13 protein-coding genes and 1 other RNA gene are annotated in these 13,592 nt (G+C 28.8%); 2 read left to right on the forward strand and 12 right to left on the reverse strand.

Annotated elements, in window-relative coordinates; genetic code table 11:
- Positions 1-9 precede the first annotated feature (9 nt).
- On the reverse strand, positions 10-465 hold the full coding sequence (locus NON08_RS01500) for a YhcH/YjgK/YiaL family protein (RefSeq protein ID WP_256689770.1): 456 nt from the start codon (positions 463-465) through the stop codon (positions 10-12).
- 145 nt (positions 466-610) lie between these two features.
- Here NON08_RS01500 and lepA point away from each other — a divergent pair, with 145 nt between their 5' ends.
- Positions 611-2,413: a translation elongation factor 4 gene (lepA, locus tag NON08_RS01505; protein ID WP_256689771.1), complete on the forward strand. Its 1,803-nt coding sequence runs from the start codon at positions 611-613 to the stop codon at positions 2,411-2,413.
- A gap of 59 nt (positions 2,414-2,472) precedes the next feature.
- Entirely contained in the window at positions 2,473-4,086 is a 1,614-nt protein-coding gene (locus tag NON08_RS01510) for a phosphatidylglycerol lysyltransferase domain-containing protein (RefSeq protein ID WP_256689772.1), read from the forward strand.
- Positions 4,087-4,133: 47 nt separating this feature from the next.
- Here the strand turns inward: NON08_RS01510 and rpmA are convergent, their stop codons facing one another.
- From rpmA to NON08_RS01565, 11 genes are all read right to left on the reverse strand, one after another.
- Entirely contained in the window at positions 4,134-4,424 is a 291-nt protein-coding gene (rpmA, locus tag NON08_RS01515) for a 50S ribosomal protein L27 (protein WP_023049937.1), read from the reverse strand.
- A complete protein-coding gene (locus NON08_RS01520) occupies positions 4,425-4,760 on the reverse strand; it encodes a ribosomal-processing cysteine protease Prp (protein WP_256689773.1) in 336 nt (111 codons plus the stop codon). It abuts the gene before it with no gap.
- 7 nt (positions 4,761-4,767) lie between these two features.
- A complete protein-coding gene (gene rplU, locus NON08_RS01525) occupies positions 4,768-5,079 on the reverse strand; it encodes a 50S ribosomal protein L21 (protein WP_023049935.1) in 312 nt (103 codons plus the stop codon).
- Between the two features lie 108 nt (positions 5,080-5,187).
- Complete coding sequence (locus NON08_RS01530) at positions 5,188-5,952, reverse strand: toxin-antitoxin system YwqK family antitoxin (protein WP_256689774.1); 765 nt, start codon at positions 5,950-5,952, stop codon at positions 5,188-5,190.
- An 82-nt stretch (positions 5,953-6,034) separates the two neighbouring features.
- An RNA gene (rnpB, locus tag NON08_RS01535) (RNase P RNA component class A) lies at positions 6,035-6,372 on the reverse strand.
- A complete protein-coding gene (locus NON08_RS01540) occupies positions 6,362-6,931 on the reverse strand; it encodes a hypothetical protein (protein ID WP_256689775.1) in 570 nt (189 codons plus the stop codon). Before NON08_RS01540 ends, rnpB begins: the two co-directional genes overlap by 11 nt.
- Before the next feature lie 12 nt (positions 6,932-6,943).
- The gene (locus NON08_RS01545; protein ID WP_256689776.1) at positions 6,944-7,732 is read right to left on the reverse strand and encodes a Nif3-like dinuclear metal center hexameric protein; all 789 of its coding nucleotides are present in this window, start codon (positions 7,730-7,732) and stop codon (positions 6,944-6,946) included.
- Entirely contained in the window at positions 7,729-8,556 is an 828-nt protein-coding gene (locus tag NON08_RS01550) for a sigma-70 family RNA polymerase sigma factor (RefSeq protein WP_256689777.1), read from the reverse strand. Before NON08_RS01550 ends, NON08_RS01545 begins: the two co-directional genes overlap by 4 nt.
- Positions 8,557-8,619: 63 nt before the next feature.
- Positions 8,620-9,855, reverse strand: coding sequence for an RNA polymerase sigma factor RpoD (rpoD, locus tag NON08_RS01555; RefSeq protein WP_256689778.1), 1,236 nt, complete (start codon positions 9,853-9,855; stop codon positions 8,620-8,622).
- Between the two features lie 42 nt (positions 9,856-9,897).
- Positions 9,898-11,682 carry a DNA primase gene (dnaG, locus tag NON08_RS01560; RefSeq protein WP_256689779.1) on the reverse strand — a complete coding sequence of 595 codons (1,785 nt, stop codon included), beginning with the start codon at positions 11,680-11,682 and terminating at the stop codon, positions 9,898-9,900.
- Positions 11,683-11,828: 146 nt separating this feature from the next.
- Positions 11,829-13,577, reverse strand: coding sequence for a peptidylprolyl isomerase (locus NON08_RS01565; RefSeq protein WP_256689780.1), 1,749 nt, complete (start codon positions 13,575-13,577; stop codon positions 11,829-11,831).
- Positions 13,578-13,592: the final 15 nt, after the last annotated feature.

The following is a 13,592-nucleotide window of genomic DNA, read 5'->3' on the forward strand; positions in this document are numbered from 1 at the left end:
ACCTTCTTCTTAGTACTTTATTTTGAATACTGCTTTTTTTAATTCTTTTGGTTTATCATCTTTTGAAATTAACGGCATATGAGGTTCATCAGGAAATACTATTAAAAAGTTATCTTTATTCATATTTAATCTATACTCCTCTTCACCTTCTAAAACTTGGAAATCACTCTCTTCATTATACTCTGTCTTTTCTTTTAAAGAGTTCTTTAATGAATATCCAATTCCTTCTTCTCCATCAATCACCACATGAATATCTATATATTTTTTATGTCCTTCAAAAAAGCATTCGTTTAATACCTTAGTTTTACACTCTTGTAAGTTAAAAAATACATTGTCTCCATCAATTTCATTTTTACCTATTGCCCCAGTTTTGTAGCTTCCGTTTTCAATAGCCTCTATCGCCATATCTAAGCCCTTAGAGATTCCTTTATAAAACTTCAATTCATTAATTTGTCCAAAGATCATTTCTAATCCCCCTTATTTTTTATTATCATCTTTAATGATATTCTAAACCCCTTCATAAAGTCAAGCTATAATTTAATTTAGATTGATTTTTTTTGATAATTCTTTTATAATATAGTGTGAAGAAATATATTTAGAGGAGGATATTGTGTTACAAAAATTTAAAAGAAACTTTTCAATTATAGCACATATAGATCACGGTAAATCAACTGTAGCTGATAGACTACTTCAAGCTACTGGTACTGTTACTGAAAGAGAAATGAAAGAACAACTTCTTGATTCAATGGAATTAGAAAGAGAAAAGGGAATTACTATAAAAGCTCAAGCTGTTACTTTAAAGTATACTGCTAATGATGGAAATGAGTATGAATTAAATCTTATTGATACTCCTGGACACGTTGACTTTATATATGAAGTTTCACGTTCACTATCTGCTTGTGAAGGAGCACTTTTAGTTGTAGACGCTGCTCAAGGAGTTGAGGCTCAAACTCTTGCTAATGTTTATTTAGCTCTTGAAAATAATCTTGAGATTGTTCCTGTTATTAATAAAATCGACTTACCTGCAGCAGATGTAGATAAGGTTAAAAACGAAATTGAGGATATTATTGGATTACCTGCTGATGATGCCGTTTTAGTTTCTGCTAAAGCTGGTATTGGAATCGCTGAGCTTTTAGAAGCTATTGTTGAAAGAGTTCCTGCTCCAACGTTTGATGAAGATGCGCCTCTTAAAGCTATGATTTTTGACTCTTTATTTGATGATTATCGTGGAGTTATAACTTATGTTAAAGTTCTTGATGGTTCTATCAAAAAAGGAGATAAAATTAAAATTTGGTCTACTGGAAAAGAGTTTGATGTACTTGAGTGTGGAATCTTTGCTCCAACAAAAAAAGAGCAACCTGAATTAAGTTCTGGATCAGTTGGATACATCATTACTGGAATAAAAACAATTCAAGATACACAGGTTGGAGATACTATAACTCATGCTAAAAGACCTTGTGCTGAGCCATTAGAAGGGTTTAGACCTGCTCAATCAATGGTTTTTGCAGGATTATATCCTATTTCTACAGATGACTATGAAGATTTAAGAGAAGCTTTAGAAAAACTTCAATTAAATGACGCTTCTTTAACATTTATTCCAGAAACATCACTTGCTTTAGGATTTGGATTTAGATGTGGATTCCTTGGATTACTACATATGGAAATTATAGTTGAAAGACTTAGAAGAGAGTATGACATTGATCTAATCTCTACTTCTCCGTCAGTTGAGTATAGAATAACTTTAGAAGGAAAAGAAACTTATGTTATAGATAACCCTTGTGATTTCCCTGAAGGTGGAAGAGCTAAGTTCTGTGTAGAAGAGCCTTATATAAAAGGAAGTATTCTTACTCCAAAAGATTACGTTGGAAATGTTATGGAACTTTGTCAAGAAAAAAGAGGAACATACATTGATATGAAGTACATAGATGATAATAGAACAATGGTAATTTATGAGTTGCCTCTTGCGGAAATTGTTATCGACTTCTATGATAAATTAAAATCAAGAACTAAAGGATATGCTTCATTTGAATATGAGATGATTGGATATAAAGAATCTTCTCTTGTTAAAGTAGATATTCTTGTTTCTGGAAATGTTGTTGATGCGTTCTCGTTTATAGCTCACACTGATCATGCAGCTTCAAGAGGAAGAGCTATTTGTGAAAAACTAAAAGAGATTATTCCTAGACAACAATTTGAAGTTCCTATTCAAGCTGCATTAGGTGCCAAAATAATAGCTAGAGAAACTATTAAAGCTTACAGAAAGAACGTTCTTGCTAAATGTTATGGTGGAGACATCTCTAGAAAGAAAAAGCTTTTAGAAAAGCAAAAAGAAGGAAAGAAAAGAATGAAACAAATTGGAAACGTTGAAATTCCACAAGAGGCATTCGTATCTGTCCTTAAACTTAATGATTAATAATTTTTTAGGTGAGCAATATAGCTCACCTTTTATTTTAAGGAGGGGTTTTTTATTTTATGAAAAAATTACACTTTATTTTGAAAAGAATTTTTCCAGACATTCTAAGTATTCTAATTTTTCTATCTGGATCACTTATTATGTTTTCAAATTCATCTAAACTAGATTTAAGATATATTAAATTTATTTATTCCATCCTTCCAGGAGATGTTATAACTTTGTCTCATCTTTCCTCTAATATAATTGGAACTTTTTTACTTATATTAGCCTATGGAATCTATCGAAGGTTAGATAGCGCATACTATCTCTCTGTCATCGCCTTTATTTTTGCTATATTTTTTAGTTTTTTCAAAGGCTTTAACTACTTAGAAGCAGCTTTTTTTAGTTTTATTCTTATTTTATTGATTCCATCTAAAGATAGATTTTATAGAAAATCATCTATTTTAAAAGATAAACTTTCTATAAGTTGGGTTCTTTTTACATTATTTGTTATTTTGCTAAGTATATTTTTTGGATTTTATTCCTTTAAAACTGTTGAATATCAAAAAGAAGTATGGTGGCATATTGCTTTAAATAGACACTACACTATTTTTTTAAGAAATAGTTTTATCTCACTATCTATATTTTGTCTTTTCTTAGTTTTTAACTTTTTTAATACTGTTTTAAGTGTTGAAAAAGTTCCAAGCTCTAAAGTTATAAACGAAATAAAAAAAATAATTAAAACCAGTGATAATAGTTACTCATCTTTAGCTTTACTTCCTGACAAATCAATTATTTTTGATAAAAGTAAAAGTTCATATATTATGTATGGAAATACTTCTGGAAATCTAATATCTATGGGAGACCCTATTGGTGATAAAAAACATTTTCGTGAGATTATACAAGACTTTTATAGAATAGGAAAACAAAGTGGAAAAAATATAGCTTTTTATGAAATTTCTAAAGATCATCTTTCTGAATATTTAGAATTAGGTCTTAAAATAATTAAAATAGGAGAAGAAGCTATTGTTGATTTAAAACAATACGATATTTCTACACCTTTATATAAAAAAATAAGATATACATTTAATAAATTTGAAAAATTAAACTTTACATTTACAGTTGTTGACTCTATAGATGGCCTAGAATCTCAACTAAAAAAAGTTTCAGATAATTGGTTGAAAAATAAAAAAGCTAAGGAGAAGGGATTTTCTTTAGGGAACTTTAATTTAGATTATCTTAAAAATTTTAAAATAGCTCTTTTGTATAATGAAAATAACGAGTTAATTGCCTTTTCTAACTTATTAACAACTGATACTAAAAATGAAATAGCTATTGATTTAATGAGATATGTTGATTCTGCACCATCAGGAACTATGGAATATCTATTTATTAAAATAATAAATTGGTCAAAGGAGAATGAATATAACTACTTTAGTTTAGGAATGGCTCCACTAGCTGGTATCTATGGTGGTGATTTAGCTCCTTTATGGAATAGATTAAGTGTATTTCTATTTAATCATGGTGGTAACTTTTATAATTTTGAGGGTTTAAAACAATTTAAAGATAAATTTGCTCCCCACTGGGAATCAAAATATCTTGCTTATTCAGGACACTTTAATTTAGCTTCTTTACTTAAAGATATCGCTCTTTTAATATCAGGAGGATTACTTGGTATTTTTAGTAAAAAATAATACTATATGAAAAAAAGGAGAGATTATTAATCTCTCCTTTTGAAATCTTAGTTAGCTTTTTCAGCGTAAACTGAAACTTGCTTCTTGTCTCTTCCTAATCTCTCGAACTTTACGTATCCATCGATTAATGCGAATAGAGTATGATCTTTTCCACATCCCATGTTGTTTCCAGCGTGGAATTTGTTTCCTCTTTGTCTAACGATGATGTTTCCAGCTTTTACAACCTCTCCATCATACTTCTTAACTCCAAGGTAATTTGGATTAGAATCTCTTCCGTTCTTAACAGAACCTTGTCCTTTTTTCTTCGCAAATAATTGTATATTTAATGTAAATAGCATCTAAATTTCCTCCTTCTCTACAAGCTTTATGTGTTTAGGATAACCCTTAGATAGTTCTTTCAACATTAATACCATTGTATCTAATAATACATGAACCTCTTTTTCTTTATTTGAAAAATCCATTCCCCTCATATCAACGTCTAAGTACCCATCGGAGTCAATTTCAAATTTTGGTGTAATATCCAAAATCTCTTGCAATCCTCCTAACGGGAATTGCATTGCCATGGAAATTGCAGCACAAACAATATCTTGCCCGTACTCAGCATATTCAGCATGACCATTGGCTCTGTATCTAACTACTTTACCATTTTTTTTAACTATTTCAATCTTTGTCATAAATTAATTATGCATTGATTGCAGTAACTTTGATCTCAGTGAAAAGTTGTCTGTGACCTTTCTTTCTGTGATATCCAGTCTTTGGCTTGTATTTGAAGTTAACAACTTTAGCTCCTTTACCTTGAGCAACAACCTCTGCAACTACTTTAGCACCTTCAACAACAGGAGTTCCAACTTTAACCTCTCCATTGTTTGATACTAAAAGAACCTCTGTTAATTCTACAGTTGTGTTAACCTCAGCATTTAGTTTTTCAACTCTTAATACTTCACCTACTGCAACTTTGTACTGTTTTCCTCCAGTTTTTATAACTGCGTACATTCTAACACCTCCAAAAGTATAAAGATCGCTAGATTCGGTTGCTGACGACCTTATCCAAGCTTAATCTACTGTTTATCATATCATTTTTTTCATATTTTGTCAACTTATTTATTTCAACCACTCTTGTGATACTGGGGATCCATTTCTAAAAATTGTAATTTTTTCTAATTCACCTTTAGATGTATAATTTCTCCATTCTCCGTTAGGAAGTCCTCCTGCAAGTCTTCCTTTTTCTCTTATTTGACCATTATCCCAATATGCTACCCATTCTCCATTTCCACCTTTAAAGTCTTCTTGATGTAATATTTTACCTGCATTATCATACCAAGTTGCAGGTCCTGAGACTCTTCCACCTGAATACGATATTCTAGAACGAATATTTCCTGTGTTTCTATAGTAACTTTCTTGTAATCCGTTTCTAACTCCATCTACATACATCTCTTTTAATCCAACTCTTCCAGCTTCTGAATACCAAGTTTTATAACCATTTAACTTACCATTTTTATACTCTTCTGTATAATGTTTATGAACTCCTACAACAGCAGCAAAAGTTCCTGTAAATGGTACTGTAGAGCTTCCATTATACGCTATTTTGTTTCTAACTTGTTTCTTTCCTATATTAACCTGATCAATACCATTTAATGTTATTTCAGTTACTGCACTTTCTGCTAAGGCCACATTTTGTCCTGTATGAATTATATCAGTTTGCGGTATAAATTCTCCTTCTGACATAGTCGATATACTCACATCATAAGCTTGTTTTGTCACTGTAGGCAACAGGATACGATCCTCTTCACTCATTTTCTTTTCTAAAGGTGTACATCCTATTAAACTCAATAATATAATTCCTACTACTATTTTCATCTTTTTCATACTCATACTTCTCCTAATAAGATTTTATATAAAAAATAAAGTCAAGGAATTTTCACAAAATTTCTTGACTCAGTTGTTTCTTATTGATAGGCATTAAATAAGCCGGGTTTTGTATTTGTCAATCATTTATCTAGAACTATAATTGCTTATAGCTTCAAGCAACTTACCCTGAGAGAGGACGAGCAACCCCTATTTCTCTCCTATTTAGTCTTGCTCCAAAGGGGGTTTACCTAGCTTCTTTAGTCTCCTAAAGAACTGGTGGTCTCTTACACCACCTTTTCACCCTTACTGTATAAAACAGCGGTCTATTTTCTGTGGCACTTTCCTTAAAGTTTCCTTTAGTAGCCGTTAGCTACCCTTTTGCTCTGCGGAGCCCGGACTTTCCTCTTACTAATGCAAGCGATTAACTCTAATACCTATCATTTTTTAACTTATATTTTCTTTTTTTTTGTTTTACCTGTATTATTCTAATAGATAATACTAAAAATGTCAATAAAATTCCTAAAAATACCTTAGTGCCTAGGGTCATTTGTTCTAAATCTTTACTATCCTCTTGAGAATCAGATACTGTTATAAAAACTTCTTGAAGACCTTCAACTAAATTTATTGCCACAAGTCCCTCATCTTTTTCCCCTACATACTCTTCAACATTTGTTAATAAAAGAGATAAATCTGAAGAAATATCCTCTGGATTTAGATCTTGAGAAATTTTTAATTGAACCTTCAACACTCCATTTTCACTATCATTATTTTTTATTAAATTTATTATTACTGCTTTTTCCTGCTCTTCTGCTTCAAAACCTTCATTTTCTTCTAAAGTATTTAAATATAATTTATTTCCTGTTTTATCTTGAAAGTTTTCTATAGCTTCTGCTATCTTTTCCTTTGTGTCTCCAGTAAAAACATTTCTATAATCATTTAGTTTTCCAAGGACCAAAGTAGAAAATATTATCGTTCCTATTACCACTTGTTTTAGCATCCGTTGTTCTCCTTACATTTTTTCAAATACTGGACCGTCATTATAAATTGTGATGGTTATTTCAAACTCTTTTCTTATTAAGTTTTCTAATAAATTTGAAAAAATCCATTCGCTTTCAAAATGACCTATATCAATTAAGTTAAAGTTCTCTTCTCGTGCATCCATAGCCTCATGATATTTTATGTCTCCTGTAATTAGAACCTGTGCTCCTAATTTTTTAGCTTTTCTCCAATAAGATACCCCTGCACCAGTAACTATTGCTACCTTTTTTATCTCTTTATCATCATCTGATTTCACTACATTTATACTGTGCAGTTTTAGTTTTTCTTTCAATATTTCTGATATTTTTTCCAATTTTAAAGGTTCATCTAGCTTATATATTCTTCCAATTCCATACTCTCTACCATTTTGTTCTAAAGGATTTAGTATTTTTCCTAATTTTAATCCTAATATATTTTCACCTAAAAAATCATTTAATCCAGATTTTCCAGAATCTAAATTTGTATGCATAGAATATACTGAAATACCATTTTCAATTAACTTTATTACTTTTCGTCCTATTAAAGTATCACTTGATACATTTTTTAATGGCTTAAAAATTAGAGGATGGTGAGTTATAATCAAATTAGCTCCTATTTCTATGGCCTTATCTATAACTTTTTCTGTTAAATCTAAAGATAATAAAATTCCATTAATTTTAGAATCTCTTTTTCCAATTTGTAAACCTACATTATCCCATTCCTCAGCTAAAAACATTGGAAATTTATCTTCTAAAAAGTTTATTAATTTGCTTAATTTCATATTTTTAAACTTCTTCCTCCTCCTAAAGATATTTTTGTTAATGCTTCTTCAAAAAGTATTTCTCCCTCTCCTCTTTTTAAATCTAATTCATTTTCAATTTCAAAAAGTGATTCTCTTTTTTCTCCTATTAACCCATAGTATCTTTTTAAAATTTCCTCTTCCATTTGAGATAATTTTTTAGGAACAGATGTAAAATCTAGTTTTTCAACTTCATTTATTTTCTCTTCAATAATTTCTGATTTTTCATCTAAAGGAATTTCATCGTCTTCTTCTAACTCTGCTACTATTTCATGCTCTAGTAACTCCTCTTTTCTTTTAGAAAAATACCCTTTATACATGTATTTCTCTGTTTCAACTTTTTCATCAATGAATAATATCATTTCTCTTCTTACCCATAACTTTATGTATTCTAATACATCTCCATTCGATGGTCTATACTCTTCTAAAGCTTTTATAACTCCTATATTTCCTTCTTGAATTAAATCTAAGTAATCAATTCCTGCAATTAAATAATCAAAAGCGATATTAGCAACCTCTCTTAAATTACCTTCTACTAATTTATGAACACTTTCTTCTTCATCTAAAGTTTCTAAAAGATTACTTATCTCTTCTTTTGAAAGAGGCTGAATATAAGATATCTCTTCTAAATATTCACCTACAATTCCTTCTACAACATAGCTATTATCCTCAACTTTTTCTTCTTTTCTTATATCTATATTTTCAAACTCTAATTTTAAAGCTGAATTTTGCTTTAAAAATTTTATAAAGTCTTTATCCTCAATACAGTTTTTTAATATTTCTTTTTCAAATTCTCTTATTTTCATTTTTATCCCCTTTTTTTAATATAAATAATATAAAATGGGGGTTTTAACTACCCCCATATTGTCTTATACTTTAAAATCTTCTAGTTTTTTTCTTCTGCTTGGATGTCTTAACTTTCTAAGTGCTTTTACCTCTATTTGTCTAATTCTTTCCCTTGTTACTTTAAAGATTTTTCCTACTTCTTCTAGAGTTTTAGGTGCACCATCATTTAATCCATATCTAAAGATTAAAACTTGTTCTTCTCTACTACTTAAAGTTTTTAACACATCATTTAATTGCTCTCTAAGTAAAGTTCTATTTGTTAACTCATAAGGATTTTGCATTTTATTGTCTTCTACGAAATCTCCTAATTCACTATCTTCTTCACTTCCAACTGGAGTTTCTAATGATATTGGATCTTGATTCATCTCTTGAATACTTTTTATTTTTTCAACTTCCATCCCTAATCTATCTGCTAAAACTTCTGGAGTAGCGTCTTTTCCTGTTTCTTGAAGGTAAATTCTAGCTTCTTTTTTAATTTTATTAATTGTTTCTATCATATGAACTGGAATACGTATAGTTCTTCCTTGATCTGCTATTGCTCTTGTTATAGCTTGTCTTATCCACCATGTTGCGTAAGTAGAAAATTTATATCCTTTACTATACTCAAACTTTTCAACAGCTTTCATTAATCCTATATTTCCTTCTTGAATTAAATCTAATAGTTTTAATCCTCTGTTTGTATGCTTTTTAGCAATACTTACAACTAGTCTTAAGTTAGCTTCTATAAGTTGTTGTTGAGAATATTCATCTCCTTCTAATGCCGCTTTAGCATAACCTAACTCTTCTTCATGAGTTAATAGAGGAATTTGTCCAATTTCTCTCAAATACATTTTAATTGGCTCGTCTACTTCCATCTCTCCTGTAATACTAAACAAATCATCATTTACTAAGTCATCTTCACTAACTTCTTCTATATCATCTGGATTAAAATCAAATTCCTCTGAATAATCTGCTGCTTTTTCTTCTTCCTCTTCTTCTTCATCTAATTCAACAACAGGTCTTTTTACTATTGGAGTTATAACTTTTTTTAAATCTTTTCTTCCTTCGTCTTTTCTCTTAATATTTTCCTGTTTCTTAATTTCTTCTTGGGAAATTATTTTAATTCCCTGTTCTGTCATTCCATTTATTAAAAACTCTATTCTTTCTGGTGGAAAATCTGAACTTAATTGGCTATTAATCTCTTCATAGCTTATTACTTTATTTTCCATTGCCTTTCTTAATAAAGCTAAAACCTTTTCATTTTTTATAAACTCCTTCATTAGTTGAAGCCTCCTCTATTGAATAAATTATCTTTCAAAATTTTAAGCATTGATATTTTTAAACTCACTATACAATGCACGAAGGTCATTGAACTCAATATGTTGTTTCAATTTATCCTCTATTTTTTTTAGCTTAATATGTTTTAATAAGTTACTTCTTTCTTTTAACGCTTCTTTTAATTCTAATATAAACCACGACATAAAAATAATCTGGAATCCCTTCTCAATATCTAATTTATTTGAAAAATCATCTATAGAAAGTAAGGATATATTTACCAACTCCTTTTCTTCATCTTGTGTCAGATTTCCTGTTAAAATTATATCTTTTATTATATTTGTACTTTTTTCTGCATTTTCTTGTAGAAATTCTATGTATTGAAATATTTTTTTTCCTAAACTACTTACAATCTCTTTATTTTTAAAGTCTATAAAATATTCATTATGAGAAAGAATTAATGCTAATGTTAATTTTTCTAGATTATATAGTCCTTTTTCGTCTAAATCCTTACTTTCCTCTTTTTTTTCGTAAGTATTTTTTATTCTTTTTTTATTATTATTTGTTATTAAAATTGTTTTTAGTATTTCTAAATCTATATTTAATGATTTACTCAACTTATCAATATATAAACTTTTTTCTAAATCACTATCTAAACATTGAAAAAACCCTTTAAACCTATTTATAAAGTTTTGTTTTGACATATGATCTTCTAAACTATACTCTGATGAATATCTTAAATATAAATAATCAAAAGCTTCTAAAGATTCTTTAACAACTTTTAAAAATGCATCTTTACCATATTTTTTTAAATAATCGTCTGGATCTTTAGCATCTTTATATGATAAAACTCTAATATTAAATCCTTCAGATTTTAATATTAAAATTGATCTTTCTGTAGCTTTTTGTCCTGCTTCATCCATATCAAAAGATAATATAACATTATTTGTATATTTTTTTAAAAGCTGAGCTTGCTCTTCTGTTAAAGCAGTTCCTAAAGGAGCTAAGGCTACATCAAAACCATATGAATGAGCTGATAAAACATCCATATAACCTTCCATTAATATAGAATAGTTTTTCTTTTTAATATTACTTCCTTTTTGAATGAAACCATAAAGATTTCTTCCTTTTGTAAAAATAGGAGTTTCTTGAGAATTGATATATTTGGGAATCTCTTTACTATCTTCTAATGATCTACCTCCAAAAGCTATAACCTTACCAGCTATTGAGTATATTGGAAATATTACTCTATTTCTAAAGGTATCATATATACCTTTTTCACTCTCTTTAGCTAATCCTAAAATAAATATTTTCTCTTTTTCAAACCCCTTTGTTATTAAATAATCATAAAGTCCTGTCCATATATTTGGCGCATAACCAATTTCATTTTCTTTTATTAATTTTGGGTTTATTTTTCTTTTTGATAAATATTCTAAAGCATCTCTAGCTGTATTTTTGAATATCTCATTTTTATAATAATTATGAGCTTCTTCCATAATATCATAATACTCTTTATTTTCATTAATTTTACTATTTCCTACTTTTGTTATTGGAATATTATATTTTTTTGCTAATTCTTCAACTGCTTCAACAAAAGATATTTTTTTATATTCTGAATAGAATTTAATAGGATTTCCACCAGCACCACAAACAAAACATTTACAAATATTTTTGTTTGGACTAACTACAAATGATGGATGATTATCTTGATGAAATGGACATAAACCTTTATAATTAGCTCCTGCCTTTTTCAAATCAACAAACTCTCCTACAACTTCTTCAATATGTAATTGTTGTAACAATAAATCAATATCTTCTGATTTATATTTCATTAATATTCTCCTAATCTCTTAGATTTTTAAGTAAAAAATATTTAAGAGCAAACCGCTCTATCCTAAATTATATTATATTTCTAGTAAATATGCAATTTTTTTTTAAAAATAAAAAGAAGGATTTAAAAAATCCTTCTTTCAAATTTTTAATTTTCTGTATTTTGAGTACTTAACTCAATCTCTTTCAAAGCTTCTTGCGCTTTTGTATTAACATAATCAGCTTTTACTTGGTTTTCAAACTCTTCAAAATTAGCTTTTTTCTCATCTACTTGAGAGTCTTTTCTATAAATTATAAAATCTTTTTGTTCCTTTATAAATCCTACTTCTCCTAATTTAGAATCATATATAGATTTAGCTAACTCTTCATTATATCCTAATCCAGGTACATATCCCTCTTCTGTTATTCCATCTATTTTTTCAGAGAAAACAATATCTTTATCATTTTTTAAATCTTCAAATGTTATTGTTTTATTGTTTAAATCCTTTACTATTTCAGAAACCTGAGCATCTTTTGCATTTAATGTCTCTTCTGAAGGTTCAGGAATTATTAGAATATGACTAGCTGTAACTGTTTCATTCTTATTATCTTTAGATTCAACAAAAATTATATGATATCCAAATTGAGTTTTTACAACTTCTGGATAAACTTCACCAGCTACTCCTGTAAATGCCGCATCTTCAAAAGGCTTTACCATATCTCCTTTTTTAAATGTTCCTAATGCACCACCATTTGGTCCACTTGGTCCTTCAGAATATTTTTTAGCCATCTCTGCAAAATTTTCCTTATTTACTTTTTTTAATAACTCTTCTGCTCTAACTTTTGCTTTTGCATCATCTTCTTCAGTTGGTTGAACTTTTAAAATTGCTATATTTGCATCAGCACTTTTTAAAGTATCATAATTTATTTGATTTTCTTGGAAAAAATCTTTTAAATCATTTTGAGTATAAGTAATTTCTGATTTTAACTTACTATAAAGTTCTTTTACTGCATTTGCAACCTGAAGATCTAATGGTAAAGCTTCATTTACTTTTACTCCTTTAGCTTCTGCAGCTTTTAAAAGTTTTATCTCTGACTCAATTGAAGATTTTGCTAACTCTTTTGCTTGAGTTAAATCTCCTTTTGTCATAGTCAATGCATTTAATACTCTCTTTGCATATTCTACATTATTAACTTTAACCCCATCAAATTCAAAAGCTTCTTTTTCTACATAAGCATCAAAATTTTTATCTAAATCTTGAAGTTTCATTTTAGCTCTAGCTTCTGTCATATCTTCTGCATATACTTCTGCTCCCTTTTGAGTTTTCAAAGCTTGTTCAATTTGAGCCTTTACTTCTTCTAAAGGTTTTCCTTGAAACATTGTATACTTATAGTCTGAATAGTATTCGTTAATCTCTTCAGGAGTAATATTTACATTTCCAGTTATAGCTTCTGAAACTTTCTGGAGTATCAAATTTTCCTTTATCTCTTTTTCTAAAGTCTTTGTTGTATATCCTTGACTTAGAAGTGCATTTTTGAACTGCTCCTTATCTGGAAAAGCTGCTTTTATTTGATCCATCTGAGCATCAACTTCTGAATTAGAAACTTTAATTTTCAATTTATCTGCCATCTCTAACAAAAGATTTTTATTTATAAGTTCATTAAAAGCAATTGTATTCATTAACTCTGGATCTATATTAGCTCCTAAATATCTTTTATAATTTTCTGACATTATAGCCATTGATCTATGAGCTTCTACCATAGTAACTTTTTTACCGTTCAATTTAAATGCCAATTGTGAATTAGATGAAGTATTCTTAAACGACATCGCATAACCGGCTATTAAACTTATGAAAAAGAATATTGTTACTACCCAAATTACAGGTTTCATGTTTCTTCTAAACTTTCTAATTGCCATACTTAAACCCTCCGA

The organism is Cetobacterium sp. NK01, assembly GCF_024506395.1.
Taxonomy (GTDB): Bacteria; Fusobacteriota; Fusobacteriia; order Fusobacteriales; family Fusobacteriaceae; genus Cetobacterium_A; species Cetobacterium_A somerae_A.